The organism is Paenibacillus sp. FSL P2-0173 (genome assembly GCF_038008045.1).
GTDB lineage: Bacteria > Bacillota > Bacilli > Paenibacillales > Paenibacillaceae > Paenibacillus > Paenibacillus polymyxa_B.
In genome coordinates this window covers 938,966-962,359 of record NZ_JBBOYK010000001.1, presented here as the reverse complement: position 1 = coordinate 962,359, position 23,394 = coordinate 938,966, and the positions used below count along the sequence as shown (strand labels likewise).

The window sequence follows — 23,394 nt, the reverse complement described above, 5'->3', positions numbered from 1 at the left end:
GTCTGGAGCTGTCTGGATGAATGGAAAGCATTTGCAGGTTTGCGAAGCTACCATAGTAATCCAGTACCGGGTGTAGGCCCGTTATAGGAATGAAGTGAAAGAAATGTCTGTCTTTGACATGCGTTTCTTTAATTAGGGTGGTAACGCGAGTAGCTCCTTCTCGTCCCTTGGGATGAAAGGGGCTTTTTGGTTTGTCTAATATGTAATATTTTGGATGAAAAATAGGAGGTATACAGGATGAAGTGGGAAGAATTGAAGCCGGAGCAACAGGTAGAGGTCGAGCGACAGCTAGAGGTGATACAGCGGGGTGTGGCGGAAATTGTACCGGAGGATGAGCTGAAGCGTAAGGTAATCAAATCGGTCGTTAGCGGCGAGCCGCTCAAAATTAAGCTGGGTCTTGATCCATCTGCGCCCGACATTCACATCGGACATACGGTTGTTATGCACAAACTGCGCCAGTTCCAGGAATTAGGCCATCAAGTGCAACTGATTATCGGAGATTTTACAGGCAGAATTGGTGATCCGACAGGTAAATCGGAGACTCGTAAGCAACTGACTGAGGAAGATGTACAGCGTAATGCACAAACGTACAAGGAACAAATTTTTAAAATTCTCGATCCTGAAAAAACAAAGGTATTCTACAATTCCGAATGGTTAGGGCCAATGTCTTTTGCTGATGTAGTAACCCTGTCGGCCAAAGTAACGGTTGCCCGTATGTTGGAACGAGATGATTTTACAAAAAGGTACCAAAACGGATTGCCGATCAGCATCCATGAGTTCTTTTACCCGCTGATGCAGGGCATGGATTCCGTGGCTCTCCAAAGCGATATTGAATTGGGGGGGACGGATCAGAAGTTTAATCTGCTGATGGGCAGAACCCTGCAAAAAGAATACGGAGTTGAGCCGCAGGCTACTATTACATTACCATTGCTTGAAGGGCTGGATGGCGTCCAGAAGATGAGCAAAAGTTTGGGGAACTACATTGGTGTTGATGAGGAGCCGAACGAAATATACGGGAAATCCATGTCCGTTCCTGACGAGCTGATGCTGAAATATTTTGAGCTTGCAACGGATATCAACAACGAGGAGCTGGCAGAGCTGGCGAAAGGTGTTAAGGACGGCTCAGTACATCCACGTGATGCCAAAATGAAGCTGGCTGGAACGTTAGTGCGCATGTACCACGGTGAAGAAGCAGAGGAAGCAGCAAAGCAGCATTTTGTGACCGTATTCCAGCAACGTGCGCTGCCTGACGATATTGAAGAGTTCACCTTGACGGCTGATCAGTTAGAAGAAGGTGGCATTCGTGTAATCCAGTTGCTGACTCATCTGGGCTTTGCAGCATCTAATGGTGAAGCCAAGCGCAGTATTCAGCAGGGTTCGGTCAAAATTAACGAAGAGAAATGGACCGATGTGAACGAAGCATACACGCCGAAGGAAGGCGACATTGTGCAGGTAGGTAAACGGAAATTTGCTAAAATCAAGCTTGGATAATGAAAATATTTTCAAAAGCAGCGCTGAGATTGTATCGATCTCAGCGCTGCTTTTTTATTTCTGACAAGTGAAAAGTCATGGTAAACTTAGCACAAATAATCAAACATGTAGGTAAAGAGTTATACATAATGAAAACGTGGGTTGCACAATTTGGGTGTAGGATAGATAACCAAAACAATTACAAGTGCGGGGAAGGATTATATGGACTATTTTAAACGAATTCAGTGTGCGATTGAGTTTATTGAATTGAATCTCCGGGAGGATTTAAAAATTGCCGAGATTGCTTCACAGGCCTGTTTTTCAGCTTTTCATTTCCAACGGGTTTTTCAGGCCATTTCGGGTTTTACGGTTCAACAATATATAAGAAGGAGAAGATTGTCCGAGGCGGCTGAACAGCTAAAACAATCCAATCAAAAAGTGTTGGACATTGCTATTGAGTATCAGTACAACTCACAAGAAGCTTTTACCCGCGCTTTTGAAAAGAATTTTGGGATCACCCCTGGGAAGTATCGTAACGGTGATATCGAGTTTCCTGCGCAAAGTAAAATCAATTTTCTGGATTACCAAAAAAATACGATAGGGGATTTGGATGTGAATAAGCCGGTGATATTGCAGCTCGAAACAGTTAAAATTGTAGGATATGAATATAAAACAAATCTGAATAATGAGCAGCACTATAAAGAAATCCCAGGGTTTTATGGGCACTTTGGAGCAAATGAATATTTTATGTTTATCCCGAACAAAATTGCACCGGGAATGTCATATGGGGTTGCCTGTCGATTTGAAGACAACGGTGCATTTTCATTTGTGGTGGGCGAGGCAGTTGAAGAAGAGTCAAAAGAACTGGCAGAGGGTTTCGTATATATGGAGATTCCAGCAGGGAAGTATGCTGAGTTTGACGCTTCGGGTTCAGATGGACGGGTTCAGAATATACGAGACTTTATCTATGGCACATGGCTTCCTAATTCTAATTTTGAACGGAGGGAGGGGCCTGATTTTGAAATTACGGACGTGATGAATTCCTCCTATCCAGATCACTTGAGTATGAAGGTATACATCCCCATTGAATAAAACCCTCAGGCTCGATGCATAGGGAATATAAAAAAAGCACCCGAATAAATTCGGGTGCTTTTTGGTGCTAATACAAGGATTAGCGGTTGTAGAATTCGACGATTTGTTTTTCATCGATATCTTGGGACAATTCGCCACGCTCAGGCAAACGAATGAATTTACCTTCCAGAGCTGCGTCATTGTACTCCAGGTAAGCTGCCAAGTGGTTGCGGTTTTCCAAAGCTTCTTTAATGGAAGACAGGGAACGACTTCTTTCACGAAGACCGATCACGTCGCCAAGACTTACTTGGTAAGAAGCGATGTCAACTTTTTTACCGTTCACAGTAACGTGACCGTGAGCTACCAATTGACGTGCGCCTGCACGGGAATTAGCAAAGCCAAGACGGAACACAAGGTTGTCCAGGCGGCTTTCCAGCAAGAACATAAAGTTTTCACCAGCGATACCGTGCATGTGTTGAGCTTTGTTGAACAGGGTACGGAATTGTTTTTCACCCAAGCCGTACATGTGACGCAGCTTTTGTTTCTCTTGAAGCTGCATACCGTAGTTGCTGATTTTTCTCCGTTGGTTTGCACCATGTTGTCCCGGAGGGAAAGGGCGTTTCAATTCTTTACCTGTGCCGCTCAGGGAAATACCGAGACGACGGCTCAATTTAAATTTAGGACCAGTGTAACGTGCCATTATAGAGTTAACTCCTTCATAATTAAAATTTGAGTTGGGGCTCTCTTTGCGCTCCAATTTGTTCGGCGCTACCAATTAAGGTAAGACGCACTACTGACAGAAAAGTTCAGCCGCTGTCCTGTCAGCAACAAAAAAGATGAGGGTGACACAAACTGTTACGCCCAAAATTTAAGATCCGCACAGTAGATAGTTCTGCCGTACAGTCTTTTTCATTAATATATACTATATGTAAGAGTGGGTCAATGTCAAGAAAAGAAAAAGAATGAAAACGTCAGAATTTGTCGATAGGGCTTAAGAACTAAAAAAGTGGGACGAATTTCTGAAAAATGGATGCAAATTTCTAGAGTTGAGAGTAAAATAGATCATATTATGAGCTATAGTGGTGTATAGCCGCTGTCTTGGTACAGCTAATTTTGCTGTGAAGGAGCGCCTTAATATGTCGGAATTTTCAACAACGGATCAGCAAATGCTTGACAGTAAAACAGTCCAGGCTGGCGGTGCTCCGCTGTTTGATGATAAAGGATATACGTCTTTTGCCTGGCTCCAGAACATGGATATGACACCCTATGATTTCCCCTATATTAACCAGCTGCTTGTCCAAGGATATCGGAGTTGGTTACAGCAGAGCAATGGTATATCCTGGATTAACGAAGAATATACTGGTGTTTTTAATTTTATAGGTGTTCGTGTTGCTGGTAGGGAAGAAGATGATGACGAGGATTTGGATTTGGTCGAACGTTGTTGCATATCTAGAGAGATGGAAGTGAGTCAGCGCAAACTTCGTGATGGAAGCCTTGCGTTTGTGTATATGGTTCCCATACTATGCCGTAATTACAAGAGGGAGCCCTTTGCCGCTCTTCGTTTTACACGGCCTGCTCAACATTCTGTCTCAAATCAGGACACATTGTTAGCAGCTGCTTTACATTTTAAATCCTGCTTTTACTCGAAGTTTGAGTATATATTTATGGAAGATATCCTTGGGATGCAGAATCGAAGCGATCGTGAAGGTAGACGCCGTTCTATTTTATTTCAGATTGTAAAACGGATGCATGACAAAATTGACGTGGAAGGCGTGCTGGATGAGGTATTCGGGAGCATCGCCTATTTGTTTCCCCATGTAGATATCACCTTGTATATGAGTCAGGATCGACACAGTCGCAATCCGCAGGTCAAACCTTTGCTGCTGCATGAACGGGACGAAGATGTATGCGTCCGTGCATTTATGAAAGGGCAAATGGCTGTGAATGAGCCTGTCGGTACACAAGATGAAATGACTGAAATCGGCATCCCATTACGTGGCAAGCAGGGTGTATACGGTGTTTTCCATATGATCCTTCCATCGGGTGCGGATAGTATGAAAAAAGTGGATGTAGAGCTGATTGCCATGATGGCGGATACGGCTGGCACTGCATTTGAAAATGCGAAGCTGCTTGAGCAGTCTAATGTACTTATTCATGAATTGCGTCTCATTAATGAACTGGTTCAGCGCTTGAATCAGAGCCTGAAGTTAAATGAAATATTTGAATTTGCCGTGCAGGAGTTATTAAAAATGTTCATGGCTGACTTTTGTTGTATTGTACAGCTTGATCAGGATGGAAGCTGTTTTAAGGTCATGTCGAGTAATGTGGAAAGCTTAAAATTAGAAAGTTACCCTCATGAAGAGGGATTTGCTGGACTGATACGCAAAACAGGAGAACCAGTGATTGTGTCTGACTATAGAAAGGATGGGAAGATAACCTCTCATTTTATGGATGCGACGGACTCCCAGTCTTTGATGGCTGTACCTATGAAGACCAGCGGTACTCCTAGAGGGGTTATACTATTGTCCAGCAAGCTTCCACACTTTTTCTCTTATGATAATTACAAAATGCTGCAAATGCTAGCCCCTCATATCGGGTTGGCGGTAACCAATGCTATGCTGCACGCTGAGGTGCGACGTTTGGCTAATATGGATATGTTAACAGGTCTGTATGTACGTCATTATGTGGACCAAATCATTCAGCAACATCAGGAAAAGGATTTCTGTGGATCTCTTATTTTGGTAGATATTGATCAATTCAAACAGGTGAACGATACGTATGGGCATCAGACGGGTGACGAAATTCTGAAAAGCGTCAGCAATATCGTTCGTTCGGCGACTCGCGATGAGGATGTATGTGCCAGATGGGGCGGCGAGGAGCTTGCCATTTATTTACCGCAGCTGGGGGTACAGCAGGCGCTCGGATATGCAGAAAAAATACGTTACCGTGTACAGCATGAAACCGAGCCTCAGGTGACTGTTTCTTGCGGGATTGCTGAATGGAACTGGCTGGACGAGCAGATCAGTATTGAATCTTTATTTTATGGGGCTGATATGGCCTTGTACGAAGCGAAAAATGAAGGACGCAATCGAATAGTTGTTGATCATGTAGCCAATGTGTAGAGAATATTTCTTAGGGAATGTTCTCTTTTTGTCTTGCATAACCCATTGCAGACAGGTAATCCTAAACGTAGCTTTATCGTGTGTATGTTTGAACTATAGGGAAAACACGATAAAGTGAACCAGGTAGCATAACTGCCTTGAAGCAGGATTATTGCTCATGAGTACAGTTATGTTCAGGATAGGACGGATGATGGGATGCATTGGAGAAAGCAATGGGTGATTCAGGTTTGTGGTGTGTTCCTTGTGATAGGTGTGTTAAGTGGTTGTGCACTGGATCGACAATATACTCCTGAGCAGATTTTTAAGAGATCTGTTGCAGGAATGGCTGGCAAAGAGATGGTAACGTTTACTGGACGGACTGCAATTAGAACTGACAGTGGTCTGCCAACGAATAAGCAGTTTGAATATCGCGGTAGGCTAAGAAATCACGATGAATTGATCATGCATTGGGGCTCTACAGAAGCTTTTCGTAAGCAAGGTGGCTACGTAGCCCTGCAACAAGGTAAGTCCAAGCATGATGTTACACAAGAACATTTTCTTCGTCAGAGTGGAAAATGGGTTGCGCTGACATCCGGTTATCCCCCTCTGGGTGGAAATGGTATGTTAAATCGCTTCAATCCGATTCAGGAGCTTGAGGAATTAAATACACTGAATAAGAGCATTCGTATGGAAACGGGAGCTGCCCGGGGAACTTGGATGTTGAGGATTGAACCGGAATCTGCTTCGGCAAAGCGCTGGTTGAAAGATCGTTTAATAAAAGAAATGAATACGTTAAACCCTCAAATCGGGATATTAAAAACGCAGCATACAGGAACGAATCGAGAACTGCAAAAGAAGCTGACTCAAGTATGGTCACAAAGTTGTGAGGATATGAGCAACCAGTTGGAGCAATCCATTGTGCGTACTGTGTATCATCTGACCATAGATCGCCAAACAGGTTTACCCTTAAAGCTTTCATCGGAATGCAGGATTTCCCGACAGGGAGTGAATGAAGAGCTGCATCAAGAGGCTTTGATAACCAGAGTTACTTTTGAGGACTACAAGTAACGGAGCGGGCGTGATACAATGAATTTTGAATTAACCATTGTTCAAAAAGAATGAAATAGAGAAGGAGAGACACTACATGAAAGATCCTAGAATACTTAAGCTGGCGGAAAATTTGGTAGGTTACTCTGTTGAGGTGCAGCCTGGAGAAAATGTATTGATCGAAATGATTGGTACAGAGCGTGACTTGCTTAACGCCATCATTCATGAAGTTGGTAAAAAAGGTGGAAATGTTTTTGTACAACTTACAGACCGTAAGGTACAGAGCGCCATGCTTCGTCACGCGACAAAGGAAATGCTGGAGACCTGGGCTGAGATTGACCTTAACCGGATGAAGCAAATGCACTGCTACATCGGAATTCGTGCAGGGGAAAATGTAAATGATCTGTCAGATGTGCCGGAAGATAAAATGAAAATGTATAATTCCATTTATCAGCATGCGGTACATAGCGAACAACGGGTGAAACACACCAAATGGGTAGTGCTGCGTTATCCGAATGACAGCATGGCTCAATTGGCGAATATCAGCACAGAAGCATTCGAAGATTTTTATTTCGATGTGTGTAATTTGGATTATGCAAAAATGGACAAAGCTCAAGATGCATTGGCAGACCTGATGAATCGGACGGACAAGGTACGGATCAGCGGACCGGGTACGGATTTGAATTTCTCTATTAAACAAATCGGAGCTATCAAGTGTTCAGGTCAATGCAATATCCCGGATGGCGAAGTATACAGCGCACCTGTACGTGATTCCGTTAACGGAACTATCAGCTACAATGCACAAACCCTATATAATGGTATTACTTTTGAAAATGTTAAATTCCGTTTTGAAAATGGTAAGATCGTGGAAGCGACGAGTAACGATACGAAGCGGCTGAATGATATTCTTGATTCTGACGAGGGAGCACGTTATATTGGCGAGTTTGCCATCGGGTTTAATCCGCACATTTTACATCCAATGAAGGATATTTTGTTTGACGAGAAAATCGCTGGCAGCTTGCATTTTACACCAGGTCAAGCTTATGAAACAGCGGATAACGGTAATCGTTCATCCATCCACTGGGATTTGGTGTTGATTCAGCGTCCAGAATACGGCGGTGGTGAAATTTATTTTGACGATGTTTTGATTCGTAAAGACGGCATCTTTGTACTGCCTGAGCTGGAGCCATTAAACCCTGAAAATTTAAAATAACGATATCCGTTCTTGCTGAGAAAGCGATTTCAATGTATTATTATGGATGAGTAACGATACATGACAATTCAGTAAAGCGAGGGATCTCTATGTCCAATAATAACGCGGCTGTTGTTGAAATTGCACAGACGGCGAGCAAGTTTACCTCTTCCATCGTCCTTCATTCCGAAAATAAGTATATTGATGTGAAAAGTATACTGGGCTTGTTTACGACCCTAGTCAGCAGCCATAGCTATGAACTACACGTTCATGGACCAGATGCGGAGGAAGCTAAGAAAGCGATCATCGAGGTGTTCGAGAAGCACGGACTTCATATTTCAGTAGCCAGCTAACTTTATTCTTGAAGCAAAAGCATCCCTACCTGTAACTGTAGGGATGCTTTTTTTGTCAGGTTCTTGTATTAGCCTGCAATTTGGTCTAATATTAAGGATAGGACGTCTTGTGCGACATTGAGACATAGGGGGGAAGAATCCATGACTTCATCTGATTTGCAGGAACAATTGAATATCAAGGCTATTAATCTGCTTCAGGAAGATGCAGATAAAATAAAGAAGCTTATTGAAGTACAGATGGAGAATCTGGCAACCCGTTATTGCCCTCTCTATGAGGAAGTGCTGGATACTCAGATGTACGGATTTTCCAAGGAAGTGGATTTTGCGGTTCGCGCTGGACTTCTTCCGGAAATGGTAGGTAAACAGCTGGTCAGTGAGCTGGAACGCAATCTGGCTATTCTATATGAGGCCATGAATAATAAGGCCAATTAGGAAGACGGTTGAATTGATGAGAGCATGCGTAGTTTGAGAGCATGCTTTTTTTGATGCCTTTTTTAAAAAAATGTTCTTTTAGGATGGTGAAAGCGCATCGCCCTTCCACCATCCTAATGCACATTTTAAAACCTTAAAAGCTACACAAGGAAGAAGGATACACCTAACAATACATACACTACCAGTAGCATGAGTCCCTCATACCAGTTGGTTGAGCCGTCCTGGGTGATGGATTTGGCGATAAATACAGCGACAGCAATGGCGACCAGCTCAATTGTGGTGAAAACAATATTCATCGTGTTTCCCATAAAGTAACTGATAAAAATCAGCACAGGGGCAACAAATAGTGCAATTTGCAAACTGCTGCCGATAGCTATTTCGACAGATGCACCGATTTTGTTCTTCATCGCCAGTAAAATAGCAGCGCTGTGTTCGGCTGCATTACCAATAATAGCGACGAGGAAGGCACCTACAAACAATTCGCTGAGCCCAAATTGGGTCGTAAATACCTCCAGTGTACCTACCAGCCATTCGCTGACAAAAGCGACCATGACAGTAGCGAGTACCAAATAGGCAATGGATTTGTTTCTGGACCACACAGGGGCATGCTCATGTGGCAATTCTTCATCTTTTTGTTCGGTCACATCAGCTAAATAGTCCTTATGCGTAATCATAGAAAAAATAAGCCACGCAATATACGCGACAATGAGCGTGCCTGCGACAATGAGGCTGAGCGTATCTGATTCGTTATCCGTGATAACGTGTGTGTTCAGAAAGACAGCTGGAACGAACAAGGCAATAACAGCCACAATCATCAGAGAACCACTTAATCCAGCCAGCGATATATTGAAATTTTGCACTTTGTACTTTAAACCGCCAGCGAACAGACTTGCTCCGAGCACCAGCAGCAGATTACCGATGATGGAACCGGTAAGACTGGCCTTTACCATATCGTAAAGACCTTCTTTAACAAGAAAGATGGCGATGATCAGTTCGGCTGCGTTACCAAAGGTGGCATTTAAGAATCCGCCTAAACGTTGGCCAGCATAATGCGCGACACTTTCGGTCGCCCTGCCGAGAAAACCGGCTACGAATACAACAGAAATTGCGCAAATGACAAATTGGGCTATAGCGTTCCAATGCGTGTAATGAGCGACTGCGCTAAGAGCAAATGTCACTATAAGCAAAGCGGGAGATAACCATTTTTTCAATGAAGAGCACCTCGATATCAATAGATGTGTACAAGTTTGGTGAAAGCTGTCACTTGTATGGATTTTCTAAATTAATATACCCAAAATGATATAGGTTGTAAACGAAAGTTGTTTTTCATACGTAGGGTTTGCATTTGGAGTGGCTGAGGCTTTACAATACAAATAAAGGATGGATGAAGGGGGACATAGGTCATGGCAGAGCAAATTCAACAACTGGAAGCAGGAAACATCAAGATTTCCAACGATGTCGTAGGTAAAATTGCCGGGATGGCCGCATTAGAGACACCGGGCATTGCTGCAATGTCAGGCGGTTTATCGGAAGGCTGGGCCAAAAGGCTGAGCGGTAAAAATGTGCAAAAAGGCGTATCAGTGGAGGTTGGACAGCTGGAAGCTGCCATTGATCTACGTATTATCGTGCTCTACGAAACACCTATTCATGAGGTGTCCCGAATTCTTCAGCAAAATGTGCGAGAAGCCGTCGAAAGTATGACGGGTTTGCGGGTCGTGGAAGTGAACGTAAAAGTGGAAGGTGTCGCGTTCAAGGACGACGCAGTGTAAAAGAATCAGGAACCGATAAATTGACGTTTTTCACCAATTGTATACATGCCGGGAATTCCGTGGGATAACCCGAATAAAAACACGAAAACTGGTGGTTATAGAATCGCCAGTTTTCGTTTTGTGAGTCAACAGTATAGCCATTTTTGCAGAGGATTCCCGTATTTTTATACATAACCAAAAGAACTTCCAAAGCCACCGTTGTAAGTGGTCCATGGAAGTTCTTTTTTTAACGAAAACGGTTGGTTCTACGCGTTTGAAAGCGATTGGGTACTTCATTACGGACAGCTACCCCTGTGGTGCGTTCCTGCACCGCTTGTTTGGTGTTCTCACGAGAAATACTGAGCATAATGCCCATGGAAAACATCATGACAAGTAGGGAGGAGCCACCAAAGCTGATAAATGGAAGCGTTACGCCAGTGATTGGAATCGTTTGGGTTACACCGCCGATATTAATGAAGGCCTGAATAGCGATCAAACCCATGATGCCAGTGCCTACCAACGTTCCGAACGGATCATGGCAACGCAGAGCAATGATCATGCCTCGCCAAATGAAATACAAATATAGCATCAGGAATATGGCTGTTCCGACAAATCCGAATTCTTCACCAATTACAGAAAAGATAAAATCATTAAATGAATTAGGAAGATAGTGAAGCTTGATAATACCTTTACCAAATCCTGCCCCGTTTAAACCGCCTTCACCTATAGCTTGCAAGGACTGTACCAGATTGTATCCTGTTCCTTGTCTATATTTCTCGGGATTAAGAAAGGCTTGAAAGCGTCCGATTTTATAATCTTGCTTGGCAGCAGCTTGTCCATCTGTGGTTCCAGAATCTCCTCCAAACAACGACCCAATGCCAAATACGATGGAAGCGCCTAGCACGAGCAGAACAATTGATGCTGTAATATGCTTGACACTGGCTCCACCGGCATAAATAATCAGACCACTGGTAGCAACCAAAATGAAGCAGGAGCCTAAATCAGGTTGAAGCATGATGAGTCCTGCAACACAGCCTACAATGACTGTTACAGGTATGTAGCCAGTCCGCAGATCTCTAAAGCGATCTCCTTTTTTGACGATTAGTGCGGATAAGTAAAGAATGATGGAAATTTTTGCAAGCTCCGTTGGTTGGAAGCCAACACTACCAAACCTGAGCCAGCTTTTTGCGCCGTTAAGTGAGCCTGTAAAAAGAACGATGATTAGCAGTAATATAGTTATGAAAAATAAAGGTACAAAAAGCTTTTTATATTTTTCCATCTTAATATTCATAGCTACCAACATAATAAAAAGTCCAAGTACAGCAAAAGCAGATTGGCGCTTCACAAAATATAAAGAGTCAAAATTGTATTCTTTATTCAGCAGAGCTACGCTGGAGCTGGAGCTAAATACCATAATTACACCGAATCCAACCAATAACAAAGTGAGGATCAGCAATTGAAAATCCGGTGTGCCTCTTCTTCGAGTCTCCGGCTTCGTATTTCTCATATCAGCTTCCCCCGGTATTCGCCACAAGGTATATTCCTCGCAGACGGTTATCATTTTATCGTTTATCCATTTTATCATATTATGTTTGTTGGGCTTCTGCAACCTCCCTGAAGCAACAGATATCGCAACAATTCCATATCTGCTACAATAGGATGAAAATGAAGACTTGAGAGCAGCGGTGCATACGTGGTGACGCTGCATGATTAATTCGGGAACTTGCCCGGTGCTTTAAAAGGAGAGGTGGAGCAGAATTGACACAACATGCGATAGATAAGATCTGGTTTGATCGTTTGCAAGAAAACATGGTGGAGTGGCGTAGACATTTACATAAGAATCCCGAAATTTCCTTTCAAGAAAGCAAAACCGCAGCTTTTGTGGCGGATAAGTTGGAGAGTTGGGGAATCGAGATTCGCCGTCAGGTAGGGGGACACGGTGTTGTAGGCACCATTCGTGGTGCTAAACCTGGGCCTGTCGTCTTGCTGCGCGCCGATATGGATGCTCTTCCTATTCAGGATGAAAAGGAATGTGAATATCGCTCCAGCGTGGACGGAGCCATGCATGCTTGCGGCCATGACGGACATACATCCGCGTTGCTTGGAACGGCTTACTATTTCAGTCTGAATCGGGACGAGCTGCAAGGAGAAATTCGGTTGTTGTTCCAACCTGCGGAGGAATTGCTGCCTGGCGGAGCGGTCAGTGTAATAAAGGATGGTATATTGGAAGGTGTGGATGTCATTTATGGCATCCATTTATGGACACCTTTTCCGGTCGGGACGGCCGCGAGTTGCGCAGGGCCGTTGATGGCGGCGGCAGACGATTTTTATATTGAAATCACAGGTAAGGGTGGGCATGGTGGGATGCCCCAGTCCACTAATGATAGTGTCGTGGCGGGTTCAGCTCTTGTTATGCAACTGCAAAGTGTTGTAAGCCGTTCAGTCGACCCATTACGACCTGCCGTGCTGACGGTGGGAACCATCCAAGGGGGCTCTGCGCAAAATGTGATCGCAGAAACGTGTCGCTTGAGTGGAACGATTCGTACGTTTGATGAGGAGACACGAACGGTAATGAAGGAGCGACTGCATGAGGTGACGGAGCTTACAGCCGCAACATACGGTACAACAGCACAGGTTCGCTATATTATGGGATACCCACCAGTTGTCAATGACACACATGAAGCATCTCGTTTCTTTAATGAAGCAAAATCTGTTTTCGGCGAGGAGAATGTGCAGGAAGCGTCGAAGTTGATGCCTGCTGAAGATTTTGCGTATTATTTGGAACGTGTGCCAGGTTGCTTCATGTTCGTAGGAGCGGGTAACCCAGTTAAAGGAGCAGTTTATCCACACCATCATCCAAAATTTGATTTTGATGAGGATGCTATGATTAACGCGGTTCGTTTGTTTATTGCGATGTCTATGGGATACGCTGCGGAACGAAACGCAGGGGCAATTAAGGGCTAAAATGAGTTGAATTGGGAACGGTTCAATCTGGAGTATGAGGTTAATGAAATGGGGTACCCTACTGTTGAAAAGGAGGGAGTACCCATGAAAAAGGTTCAGGAAGTTATGACTAAAAAATGCGTAACGGTTACCCCGCAGGACAATATTTATGAAATTGCGGTCAAAATGAAGGACAATGATACTGGTTTTATTCCGGTTGTGGAAAGCGAAGGCAGTGATAAGTTGATCGGTGTAGTAACGGACCGTGATCTTGTCGTTCGCGGTTATGCGGCTAAAAATTCGGGTTCGGGTTCGGTCGATACCGTCATGACGACAGGTATTCGTACAGCCAGTGCGGACATGTCGGTGGACCAAGCAGCTGAACTGATGGCAGAACAGCAAATCCGTCGTTTGCCCGTAACGGAAGGAGACCGTCTGATCGGGATTGTCTCGATCGGGGATTTGGCTGTTCGTAATATTTTTGCAGACAACGCTGGAGAGGCGCTTAGTCATATTTCCGAGCAGGTCCACTAGAAGAATAATTAAGGTAGTATTAGTTTGGGGAGATCTTTACCCCGAGCTTCTAATCAGGAGTTCAACCCGAATATGGGTTGGGCTCCTTGCTATTCTGGTTGATATGCCAATAAACGGATAAGCTATTTATTATATAAGTTTAAAATGATGTATTGTTATATTATCAGGAGGTAGTTATGAATCCAGATCATCCTTGTATTGTACAACGTGATTTTACCGTTCTGCTGGAAATGGGCTTGCCCGGTTCAGAATGGGCTCGTTCTCAGTTGCAGATTTATGCGGAGCTGGTTAAAAGCCCGTCCGCTTTTCATACATACCACATCACTCCATTGTCTTTGTGGAACGCAGCTGCCCTCGGATGGAGTGCTGAGGACATTCAAAATAGTTTGCACTCCATGTCCCGTTGGGATATTCCACGTGATTTGTTGAAGGATATTGAACAGCTCGTTTCTCGTTATGGGACGTTGACGCTTTCACGGGAGGGTACGGAAGAAGAGCGTGCTTATAGTACAGATACTATTGGCGGATACCGTACTGAGCATGAGCCAGACGGAGGTATAAAGACAGGGAAAGCCAACAGCTATACAATGGGTGATCGCTTGATCTTGGCAGCAGAGACCCCCGCTTTACTGGGTGAGCTACTGACCAAGCAAGAGCTTAAACAGCTTGGTTTACTTCGAGTTGATGAGGAAAGCGCATCGGTTCCGCCCGAAAATCGAGGCTTGCTCAAGCAGGAATTAACGCGCTTGGGATATCCCGTTGTGGATACGGCAGGCTATCTTGAGGGGAATCAGCTTAGTTTCACCTTGGGAAAGGGACAAACGAAGTTGCAGCTTCGTGATTATCAAGTAAAGGCCGCTGATGCGTTTGAAGGAGCGGACGGCTTAGGGGGTAGTGGTGTACTGGTGCTTCCATGCGGAGCCGGAAAAACAGTGATAGGTATGGCGGTAATGAATCGGTTTCAGTGCGAGGTGCTTATTCTAACATCTAATACTACTTCTGTACGGCAATGGGTAGAAGAGTTAAAACGAAAGACGGATATTCCTGCCGATTCCATTGGGGAATATAGTGGTCAGAAAAAAGAGGTGCGTCCGATTACGGTGGCGACCTACCAAATCTTGACACACCGTCGCACCAAAGATGGGGATTTTGAGCATATGAAACTGCTGAGTGAGCGGAAGTGGGGACTCATTATATATGATGAGGTTCATTTGCTGCCCGCGCCAGTATTCCGGGCGACGGCTGACATTCAGGCTACCCGTCGTTTGGGGTTAACAGCCACGCTGGTTCGAGAGGATGGTTGTGAACGCGATGTGTTCTCTTTAATTGGACCCAAACGGTATGATATGCCGTGGAAGGAACTGGAGCGACAGGGCTGGATCGCTCAGGTCGATTGTGTGGAGCTACGGCTTCCAATGACAGCTGAACTTTTGGAGCGCAGTATGCGTGCCGAGGGTAGACAGCAGTACCGAATTGCAGCCGAAAATCCGGTCAAACTGGAGGCGGTACGTAGCCTGATGCAGCAGCACAGCGGCTTGCCCACGCTTATTATTGGTCAATATTTGGACCAATTACGTATATTGGCTCAGGAGCTCGGTGTCCCACTGATTACGGGTTCAATGAGCCAGACGGAGCGGGTGCGTTGGTTTGATGCGTTCCGCAAGGGTACAATTCGGACCCTATTGGTATCCAAGGTTGCAAACTTTGCGGTGGATCTGCCGGATGCGGCAGTAGCCATAGAGGTATCGGGTAGCTTTGGCTCTCGTCAGGAAGAAGCGCAGCGACTGGGCCGCATTTTGCGACCAAAGTCGGGCGAGAATAAAGCTTATTTTTATGCGCTAGTGACGGAGAATAGCAAGGAGACGGATTTTGCAGCTCGTCGTCAGCTGTTTCTGATTGAGCAAGGCTATGAATATGCGGTTCGCAGATTTAGTGTGACAGAGGCTATCGTAGGCCGGGATGATAAGCCTGGAGATCGTGGAAAGAAAAAGGAGGCCTAATCAAGAATGGGCGTAACGAACACGCAAGACAGCTGGAATGAGCTTTCATCAGATGAGCTGCTGGTGCTTAGACAATGCTTTATCCGGTACGCGGGACAGCCCATGAAGGAAGAAGAACCTATACAGCTTACCCGGGGAGCGTTAAGCGGAGTCGAAACGAAACTGGCACTGCGTGGATTACGTGCCCGGGGCTGGCTGGAGGCTGTTACCAAATCGTGGGGCGAACGAATTTTATATATTCCGGTTCATCGGCTACCGGATCTGTACGATATGTTGTTAGAGCAAAATCCAATGAACATGATGCATTCGGATCATCCGATAATGGTACATGAATCAATGACAGGCCTGGAGTCGGATTTGCTGCATGCGTTGTCACGTATTGCGGTACAGGGCGTTCCTTTGACGGCCAAAGGAACCATACATAAGCGGTCATTGCAAAAATTGAATGAACTGACCCCCTTTCGCCCAGAGGACCTGATAGGTCTTGGGTTGCATTATGCGCATGCAGAGCTGTATCCAGTGCAAACGGTGGTAATGATGGATTTGCTACTCAGTTTGGGTCTGTTAGTGAAAGAAACTGTGTCTTTTCGCGTTCAGGAAACGGAACTGGAGACTTGGATTCGTTTGTCTGCTTGGCAAATGCGCAAGCATATTTTTGCTACACTCATGGAAAGATACGGCAAGGCCGAAGCGTCTATGCAGCATTTTCGCTATATGCTGTGTGCCGTCTCCCAGTATGTAGGATCAGAAGGGTGGATATCTATCAAGTGTTTGCTGCAATGGATGCTTCAGGTAGGTCTGATCCAGCAGGAGAGTACGAACGGAGCTGATCCCAAGAACGGTGCCCTTTTAGACCTTGTTCCTACAATCTCAAATACGGAAGGGTTTGCGGGAGAAACGGTATCTGATTTTAATTTCAATGGACCATTCATGGAGGAATTGAAGGGTTGGCTGAAGGCACTGACTGCTTTTGGAATGGGCGATTGGGGCCAGACTGCATCGGGCGAACTGTGTTTTCGCTGGGATGTATCTGTGATAGATATGCTTCGTCCCAATAATTACGAGGATACACATCAAGAACAAGGTACTTTTTATGTACAACCTGATTTTGAAATATTGGTTCCACCAGATGTGGCATATGATGTGCGCTGGCGACTGGAATGCTGCTGTGAACGTGTGACAGGAGATCGGATGGTAGTATACCGGATCACCAGAGAAAGTGTTACAGAGGCAATCGAGTTAGGAATGGAGGCCAAAGCAATTCCTGCTCTTCTGCACAAGTTCAGCCGGACAGGTGTGCCTGATCATGTACGCATGGCGGTAGAACAGTGGGCAGGCGATGTCGGACGGACGGCTTTTGCAACGGTAACACTTTTGCGATGTGGCACACAGGAGGATGCAGACATGGTTGCACGCCATCCCGCGCTGGAAGGATTGCTGGAACGGCTCGGTGACAGGGACTTTATTATTCCGGCGAGCTCTGCTGTCAAAATACGAAAAACGCTTGCTGCAATTGGATTAGGTCCACGTCGTGAACTGGAAGGTGTGGACGATCCGACTCACCATTATCCATTGATTTTGGAACCAGAGAACATAAGTTCAGGCAGCCCCAACAGTGAAATGGAGTCCGACCCTACTCAAGCCCGTTCTATATTTTCCCAAGAGGGAAGAGCAGGTTTTGTTTATACTGGGCGCACGCTGCATTTTTACGAACAAGAGCACACGCTGCCTGATCCGTCTGACTATTTTCCAGAAAGATCTACAGTCCCCTCCTCATGGACAAAAGAATGGAGGAGTTACCATACTTCCACTGCCCGGCAGTTGATCGAGCAAGCGATTCGTTGGCAGGCTGCTGTGGGACTGCGAATCGGTGGGAAAGAGGTTAAATGGATACCGGAGGCGGTGGTTCCCGGTGCACCATGGAGTGTCACAGGCTGGTACGCCTCAGGAATGGATGACGAAGCACCTTCTCCTGCGACTTTACAGCCAAGTGAATGGTCAGACATGCGGCTGCTGGTTCCTTTTACATAGTAGAGCCAGGAAGTGCATGAAACTCCTTCTTCTCAAAAGAAGGATGTGGTATGATAAATGAGTCTACTTTTACAGGGTAGAACTTTATATAAAGTGAGATGAACATTCATGAGCGTAGCCGAATTGAACACGGTCAATATGGCAGAAGTGCTTATTAACGCCTATGAATTGGGCGATATGGTCAACCGATCCTTTGAAGTATCGGATTATTTATATTGGAAACAGCGTGTGGAATTGAACCCGTCTATTCAGGCGTGTGTACGCAAGCTGGATGCCAAAAAGGAGCTATTCGCGGAAACGGAGCGTTTTGGGCATTTTCATCCGAACTATCATGAAGCGAAGGATGCAGTGCAGGTCGTTGAGCTGGAACTGGAACAATTCGTGGATGTTAAGGAGTTCAAACGAGCCGAAAAGGCGCTGGATGATATGCTTCATGCCATGTCTGAAACGATTGCATATTCCGTGTCCGAGACCATTAAGGTGCCGAGCAATGATCCGAATGTGAAAAAGGGCGGATGTGGCAGCGGAGGGAAATGCTCCTGTGGATAGGTCATAGGAATGATACCGAGTGGAGGGGAGATGAAGCGAATGTTTGCCGAGCGGACAGGGTACATCATTTGGGTAAGCGATATCAAGGCTGCCCGCAATCTGGAGAAATACGGAAATGTCCACTTTATTTCAAAGCGTATGCATTATGTAGTTATATATATGAATGCGGATCGGGCAGAAGATACCGTTAAAAATATTCGCAGACTTTCCTATGTGCGTAAGGTCGAGCGCTCTTTTCGAAATGAGATTAGGACGGAGTACAACGACGATAAGGAAAAGATGAAAGAATATGAAATATAAGTTTCTAATGTCTATAAATTGTAAAATATTCTTAAAAGGTCAGCCTACGGGCTGGCTTTTTTTTGTAAAGCCAGGACTTTTGCATAATGGTCTTAATGCTGTTAGACCTAAAAAATCTTTAAAAATCACCCATAAACTTCAATTTTGTAACTTGTAGTCCCGGGTCTGTTGAGGTAACATATGAATATATTGGTAGATATAAAGACCTATCTGGTGGGGAGAGTGATCCCGTGCGTGACAAAGCAATGCAGCGATGGAGTACATACGAACCGTTCTACGTGGAGATGGGCGATAAAAAAGTCGCCGATATCGTGATTACAAATCATGCGAAAACTCGCTACTTAGATCGGATAGAGCAGAAACAGTCCGAGACGAATCATATCGCCGCCTGGCTTTGGGAATGCCTGAAGCAAAACAGGATGGAGTCCTACTATCATAACGAAGAGGATGTATATTTAATTGATGGTGATCTGGTCGTCGTGGCCGAATTTGGAGAGTTGCCCGGCGAGATGGATATTGCGGGGAATCCGCTGCACAAGATGATTGTCATTACCTTTTTGGGCCGGATGTCGGAGACCATTGAATTAAGGGATTTGAAGTCATACTATTCATGGCTACGCCATTCGCGGCGCATGACACTGATGAAAAGCACTCGTAAGCAAAAATAGACGGTGATTGGGCGGTCGGCCCTAGGCGAAAAAATCTCCGAACTTATGATTACCGTCAACTTTAAGTAGAAAGTATGCAGTTATTAGCTGCATGCTTTTTTATTTCCAACAATATAACTCTCCAATTCGGTAAGTTTACTTGGAAATGCTTCGACAGATGTTTTTCTTATGTTAAAATAGGGAGATCAGAGGGGAGAGGGCTGTCAGTATGAACTTTCATCAGTTGCACATTTTTTATACCGTAGCGGAGCGCGGAAGCTTCTCGGCGGCGGCACAAGCGCTGCATATGACACAACCTGCGGTGACGATGCAAATTCAGTCTTTAGAAGATTATTTCGGCACGAAGCTGCTGCAACGTTCGACTAAAAAAATCGAGCTTTCAGAGGCGGGAGCGACACTATTGCCTTTCGCGAAAAAAAGCATGCAACTGATCAGGGAAGCTGACGAGGCGATGTCTGCTTTTACTCACATGCTGGAGGGAAGATTGCATATTGGCGCCAGCCTAACGATTGGTGAGTATATTGTACCAAGAATGTTGGGGCCGTTTGGCCAGGAATACCCTCATATACGTATGGCGATGAATGTGATGAATACGACTCAAATTATGGATGATATACTAAAACATCAGTTGAATTTAGGACTGATTGAGGCCCCAGTCCAGCATCCAGATATCGTGGTGGAACCTGTGATGCAGGACGAACTGAAACTGATTGTGCCTTCAGGACATGCGCTGGCCAAGGCTAAAAAAGTGGTTCTGGAAGATGTGTTTAAGCATCCCTTTGTAGCCAGAGAAAAGGGATCTGGTACACGTCAAGTGATAGAAGATGAGCTGAAAAGTCGTGGTGTGGATGCCTCTCGACTTGGTATTGTAATGGAGATGGGGAGCACTGGAGCGGTCAAATCGGCGGTAGAGGCTGGACTGGGTATTACCATGCTATCACCTTCTTCGGTGAAGCATGAAGTTGCGCTCGGATTGTTGAAAATTGTAAACATTTCAGATATCACGTTCAAACGAGAATTTTATGCAATTCATTTGAAGTCGGCGTTGTTGCCGATTCCGGTAGTAACCTTCCTGTCTTACTTGCGTCGTCATGATCAGGGAACGGACGTGCAGAGGGACTCGCAGGACGAGCTTGCAAAGCTGAAAGAGAAGGAGGATGCATAATGAAGGAGCAGATTAGCGTAAAACGATATGATTTACATACACACACCCTAGCATCTGACGGTATGCAGCCACCTGTAGATAATGTGCGCTGGGCCAAGGAAAAAGGACTGGCAGGTGTGGCCATTACAGATCATGATACGGTAGCTGGCCTGGAAGAAGCTCTGGAGGAGGGAAAACGCATAGGAATTACTGTGGTGCCAGGAGTGGAAATTAGTACTCGAGCTGGCGGTAAGGATATTCATATACTCGGTTATTTTATGGATTACCGCAATAAAGTGTTTTTGGAGCGGTTGGAAAAGCTTCGCCAGGCGCGGGATACCCGTAATGATTTGATTTTAAGTCAATTGCGTAGTCTGGGCGTGGAAATCACACTGGATGAAGTGGTGGCTACGATGGGCAGACCGCTGGCACCAGATGAAAGCATTGGACGTCCGCATATGGCGGATACGCTGGTTCAAAAGGGATATGCGAAGGATATGCGAGACGCGTTTGACCGTTACTTGGCGGAAGGAGCGCCCGGATATGTGTCTGTACCCCGTGTAGAGCCTACGGAGGCCATAAACTGGATTCGTGAAGCAGGAGGGGTACCTGTGGTGGCCCACCCTGGCTTGTACGGAAATGATGAGCTGGTTCGCTCAATTATAGAGGAGGCGAAGCCTGTGGGCTTGGAGGTGCGACATTCGGACCATGATGCTGAGGCTGAGAGCCGATATACTGCGATGGCGGCGCAGTATGGGCTTATTGCAACTGGCGGCTCGGATTTTCACGGTGCACGCCAAGGTGTTATTTTTCACGGTGATCTGGGTAGCCGTAGTGTGGAAGGTCAGGTTGTCGAGGAATTGAGGAAGGCTGCTGTTGGACAAAAGTAAATAAAAAGCCCCTTGCCTTATGCATGGAACACAAGAAGTGTACCGTGCAAAGAACAAAGGGCTTTTTTTGTGGATTCAATAGGCTAGTGAGACTTAGCCGTTTTTGATGCGATTCGGCATTTTTTTGATCAGCTCCTCGTCGGGTGTAATGAAGAGCGTACGCTGATGGTCGTAGATGACAAAGCCGGGTTTGGCTCCGCTGGGCTTACGTACATGCCGAATCAGGGTGGCGTCCACAGGTACACTGCTGGATTGCTTGGCCTGGCTAAAATAGGCAGCGAGTTGAGCTGCTTCCTCTAGCGTCGTATCCCCGAATTGCTCAGCACGTATAACGACGTGTGACCCCGGAATATCCTTTGTGTGCAACCAGGTGTCATTTGGTCCGGCCAGTCGATTTGTCACATATTCATTTTGCAAATTGTTTTTGCCGACCAGTAACTCGATACCTTCGGATGATGTATAGACGTGCAGGGTTGGACGGTCGTTTTTCTTCTTTTTCTTTCCTTTTTTGACCCGATCTCTGAGATAGCCCTGCTGGACCAGTTCTTCACGTATTTCCTCAATGTCATTCATAGAGGCATGGGCTAGCTGCTGAAGAAGATTGTCCATATAACGGATTTCTTCGTGCGTTTTCTCCAGTTGTTCATCAATGACAGCCAAGCTGTTTTTATATTTGTTGTATTTTTTAAAATACCGTTGTGCATTATCCGACGGGTTGAGTAGTGGGTCCAGTGGGATGGTCATTGGACGCTGTTTCTCATCATAAAAGTTAGTGAGCGTCACTTCTTTGTCCCCTTTTTTCACCTCATGCAGCGAAGCGAACAGCAACTCTCCATAAATGCGAAATTGATCGGCATCTTCCGCCTCGGCCAAATCCTGATGGAGATAGTCGAGTTTTTTTAGGTTTTTACTCCGCTCGTTTTGCAGAAACCGCAGTAGGTCACTAACCTTTTGCTTAACCGTATCCCTTTCTGCTTTTTCACCGAAGAAGTCCTCCATACACTCACTGATAGTAGCGTACTCCTTACGTCCTTCTTGGATCAACGTCAGTGGAATGGCTGAGAATATCACTTTATCTTGTGCGTTTAGTCCAGATACCGGCTGAAAACGATGATTCCGCACGTCATCCATGATGTGACTGAATGTCCTCCATAGTGAACGATCACTATCACCAGATACTTCATTAGTTACTCGAGCTAGTATCTCTTCAGCAATGAGGGGACTGAGTCCAGTAAAAGTGTTCACGATCCAGCGTTTGGGAGCTTCTTCGGCCTCGATCGCTGTTTGATACGAGGATATGAAGCCTGCCTCTTCCGTTTCTAGTGGATTCAGCTTGTTTTGTTCAGGAGGCTCCGTGTATTGAAAGCCAGGCATAATGACCCGATAGCTGCTGATAGACGGTGTGACATGATGAATGCCATCCAGCATCACGCCTGTTTCCGGGTCAAGCAAAATAATGTTGCTGTGTCTACCCATTAGTTCAATGATAATTCGTTTGAGTGAAATATCTCCCAGTTCATCACGTTGACGTATATCCATGTGAATAATACGCTCCATGCCCACCTGCGTGATTTTCTCAATAACGCCTCCTTCGCAATGCTTGCGAAGGAGCATACAAAACATAGGGGCTTCTGTCGGATTAAGAAAGCTTTGTTCTGTAAAATGTACACGCGGGAAGGTCGGATTAGCCGACAGCAGCAGCTTTACGCTTCCGCCTTGTGCCCGCAGATTCAGCACGATATCGCGATCATTTGGCTGATGTATTTTATTAATGCGCCCGCCCCGGATGCCTTGCAGTTCGTGTACGATAGCGCGGGTTACGATTCCGTCCAATGCCATAATTATGTTCTCCTTTGAAGCAAATGTATTTTCGCCTTCCTTCTATGATACATAACTTTGGGACAAAACTTAAGCGGCTTTG

General features: G+C 45.4%; 21 protein-coding genes and 1 other annotated feature (1 of these 22 running past the window's edge). Of the genes, 17 read left to right on the top strand and 4 right to left on the bottom strand.

Annotated features, from left to right (window positions below; translation table 11 throughout):
* Window positions 1–171: a binding site (T-box leader), on the top strand (it extends 96 nt beyond the left edge of the window).
* A gap of 66 nt (window positions 172–237) precedes the next feature.
* Complete coding sequence (gene tyrS, locus MKX30_RS04260; RefSeq protein WP_013310921.1) at window positions 238–1,491, top strand: tyrosine--tRNA ligase; 1,254 nt, start codon at window positions 238–240, stop codon at window positions 1,489–1,491.
* 201 nt (window positions 1,492–1,692) lie between these two features.
* Window positions 1,693–2,562 (top strand): AraC family transcriptional regulator, encoded by an 870-nt coding sequence (locus tag MKX30_RS04255; RefSeq protein WP_069080012.1) that lies wholly within the window; start codon window positions 1,693–1,695, stop codon window positions 2,560–2,562.
* Window positions 2,563–2,641: 79 nt separating this feature from the next.
* On the opposite strand, the gene rpsD is transcribed toward MKX30_RS04255, so the two are convergent.
* Window positions 2,642–3,241, bottom strand: a complete 600-nt coding sequence (rpsD, locus tag MKX30_RS04250) for a 30S ribosomal protein S4 (RefSeq protein ID WP_025723468.1) — start codon at window positions 3,239–3,241, stop codon at window positions 2,642–2,644.
* A 436-nt stretch (window positions 3,242–3,677) separates the two neighbouring features.
* Between rpsD and MKX30_RS04245 the strand changes: the two genes are divergently transcribed.
* From MKX30_RS04245 to MKX30_RS04225, 5 genes are all read left to right on the top strand, one after another.
* On the top strand, window positions 3,678–5,663 hold the full coding sequence (locus MKX30_RS04245; protein WP_069080011.1) for a sensor domain-containing diguanylate cyclase: 1,986 nt from the start codon (window positions 3,678–3,680) through the stop codon (window positions 5,661–5,663).
* Between the two features lie 195 nt (window positions 5,664–5,858).
* The gene (locus MKX30_RS04240) at window positions 5,859–6,710 is read left to right on the top strand and encodes a hypothetical protein (protein WP_176716837.1); all 852 of its coding nucleotides are present in this window, start codon (window positions 5,859–5,861) and stop codon (window positions 6,708–6,710) included.
* A 76-nt stretch (window positions 6,711–6,786) separates the two neighbouring features.
* The gene (locus MKX30_RS04235) at window positions 6,787–7,902 is read left to right on the top strand and encodes an aminopeptidase (RefSeq protein WP_013310916.1); all 1,116 of its coding nucleotides are present in this window, start codon (window positions 6,787–6,789) and stop codon (window positions 7,900–7,902) included.
* 89 nt (window positions 7,903–7,991) lie between these two features.
* On the top strand, window positions 7,992–8,234 hold the full coding sequence (locus tag MKX30_RS04230; protein WP_013310915.1) for an HPr family phosphocarrier protein: 243 nt from the start codon (window positions 7,992–7,994) through the stop codon (window positions 8,232–8,234).
* 141 nt (window positions 8,235–8,375) lie between these two features.
* On the top strand, window positions 8,376–8,666 hold the full coding sequence (locus tag MKX30_RS04225) for a YlaN family protein (protein WP_007431028.1): 291 nt from the start codon (window positions 8,376–8,378) through the stop codon (window positions 8,664–8,666).
* Between the two features lie 140 nt (window positions 8,667–8,806).
* Here MKX30_RS04225 and cax read toward each other — a convergent pair whose 3' ends face one another.
* Window positions 8,807–9,877 (bottom strand): calcium/proton exchanger, encoded by a 1,071-nt coding sequence (gene cax / locus MKX30_RS04220; RefSeq protein ID WP_028540551.1) that lies wholly within the window; start codon window positions 9,875–9,877, stop codon window positions 8,807–8,809.
* 192 nt (window positions 9,878–10,069) lie between these two features.
* Between cax and MKX30_RS04215 the strand changes: the two genes are divergently transcribed.
* On the top strand, window positions 10,070–10,435 hold the full coding sequence (locus MKX30_RS04215; protein WP_013310912.1) for an Asp23/Gls24 family envelope stress response protein: 366 nt from the start codon (window positions 10,070–10,072) through the stop codon (window positions 10,433–10,435).
* Window positions 10,436–10,661: 226 nt separating this feature from the next.
* Here the strand turns inward: MKX30_RS04215 and ftsW are convergent, their stop codons facing one another.
* Complete coding sequence (ftsW, locus tag MKX30_RS04210; RefSeq protein ID WP_023989322.1) at window positions 10,662–11,921, bottom strand: putative lipid II flippase FtsW; 1,260 nt, start codon at window positions 11,919–11,921, stop codon at window positions 10,662–10,664.
* Window positions 11,922–12,172: 251 nt separating this feature from the next.
* Between ftsW and MKX30_RS04205 the strand changes: the two genes are divergently transcribed.
* The 9 genes from MKX30_RS04205 to MKX30_RS04165 all read left to right on the top strand — a co-directional run bounded on the left by MKX30_RS04205 (window position 12,173) and on the right by MKX30_RS04165 (window position 21,473).
* Window positions 12,173–13,378 carry a M20 metallopeptidase family protein gene (locus MKX30_RS04205; protein ID WP_028540552.1) on the top strand — a complete coding sequence of 402 codons (1,206 nt, stop codon included), beginning with the start codon at window positions 12,173–12,175 and terminating at the stop codon, window positions 13,376–13,378.
* A gap of 84 nt (window positions 13,379–13,462) precedes the next feature.
* Window positions 13,463–13,891, top strand: coding sequence for a CBS domain-containing protein (locus MKX30_RS04200; protein ID WP_023989320.1), 429 nt, complete (start codon window positions 13,463–13,465; stop codon window positions 13,889–13,891).
* Between the two features lie 176 nt (window positions 13,892–14,067).
* Complete coding sequence (locus MKX30_RS04195) at window positions 14,068–15,891, top strand: DNA repair helicase XPB (RefSeq protein ID WP_023989319.1); 1,824 nt, start codon at window positions 14,068–14,070, stop codon at window positions 15,889–15,891.
* A 6-nt stretch (window positions 15,892–15,897) separates the two neighbouring features.
* A complete protein-coding gene (locus MKX30_RS04190) occupies window positions 15,898–17,922 on the top strand; it encodes a helicase-associated domain-containing protein (RefSeq protein WP_028540554.1) in 2,025 nt (674 codons plus the stop codon).
* Window positions 17,923–18,030: 108 nt separating this feature from the next.
* Complete coding sequence (locus tag MKX30_RS04185) at window positions 18,031–18,471, top strand: YlbF family regulator (protein ID WP_013310906.1); 441 nt, start codon at window positions 18,031–18,033, stop codon at window positions 18,469–18,471.
* A 39-nt stretch (window positions 18,472–18,510) separates the two neighbouring features.
* Window positions 18,511–18,771 carry a YlbG family protein gene (locus tag MKX30_RS04180; protein ID WP_023989316.1) on the top strand — a complete coding sequence of 87 codons (261 nt, stop codon included), beginning with the start codon at window positions 18,511–18,513 and terminating at the stop codon, window positions 18,769–18,771.
* Between the two features lie 230 nt (window positions 18,772–19,001).
* Complete coding sequence (locus MKX30_RS04175) at window positions 19,002–19,439, top strand: hypothetical protein (RefSeq protein WP_023989315.1); 438 nt, start codon at window positions 19,002–19,004, stop codon at window positions 19,437–19,439.
* Window positions 19,440–19,647: 208 nt separating this feature from the next.
* Window positions 19,648–20,604, top strand: coding sequence for a selenium metabolism-associated LysR family transcriptional regulator (locus MKX30_RS04170; RefSeq protein WP_049828338.1), 957 nt, complete (start codon window positions 19,648–19,650; stop codon window positions 20,602–20,604).
* Window positions 20,604–21,473: a PHP domain-containing protein gene (locus MKX30_RS04165; RefSeq protein WP_023989314.1), complete on the top strand. Its 870-nt coding sequence runs from the start codon at window positions 20,604–20,606 to the stop codon at window positions 21,471–21,473. Before MKX30_RS04170 ends, MKX30_RS04165 begins: the two co-directional genes overlap by 1 nt.
* A 93-nt stretch (window positions 21,474–21,566) precedes the next feature.
* Here MKX30_RS04165 and MKX30_RS04160 read toward each other — a convergent pair whose 3' ends face one another.
* Complete coding sequence (locus MKX30_RS04160) at window positions 21,567–23,312, bottom strand: Rqc2 family fibronectin-binding protein (RefSeq protein ID WP_071558514.1); 1,746 nt, start codon at window positions 23,310–23,312, stop codon at window positions 21,567–21,569.
* Window positions 23,313–23,394: the final 82 nt, after the last annotated feature.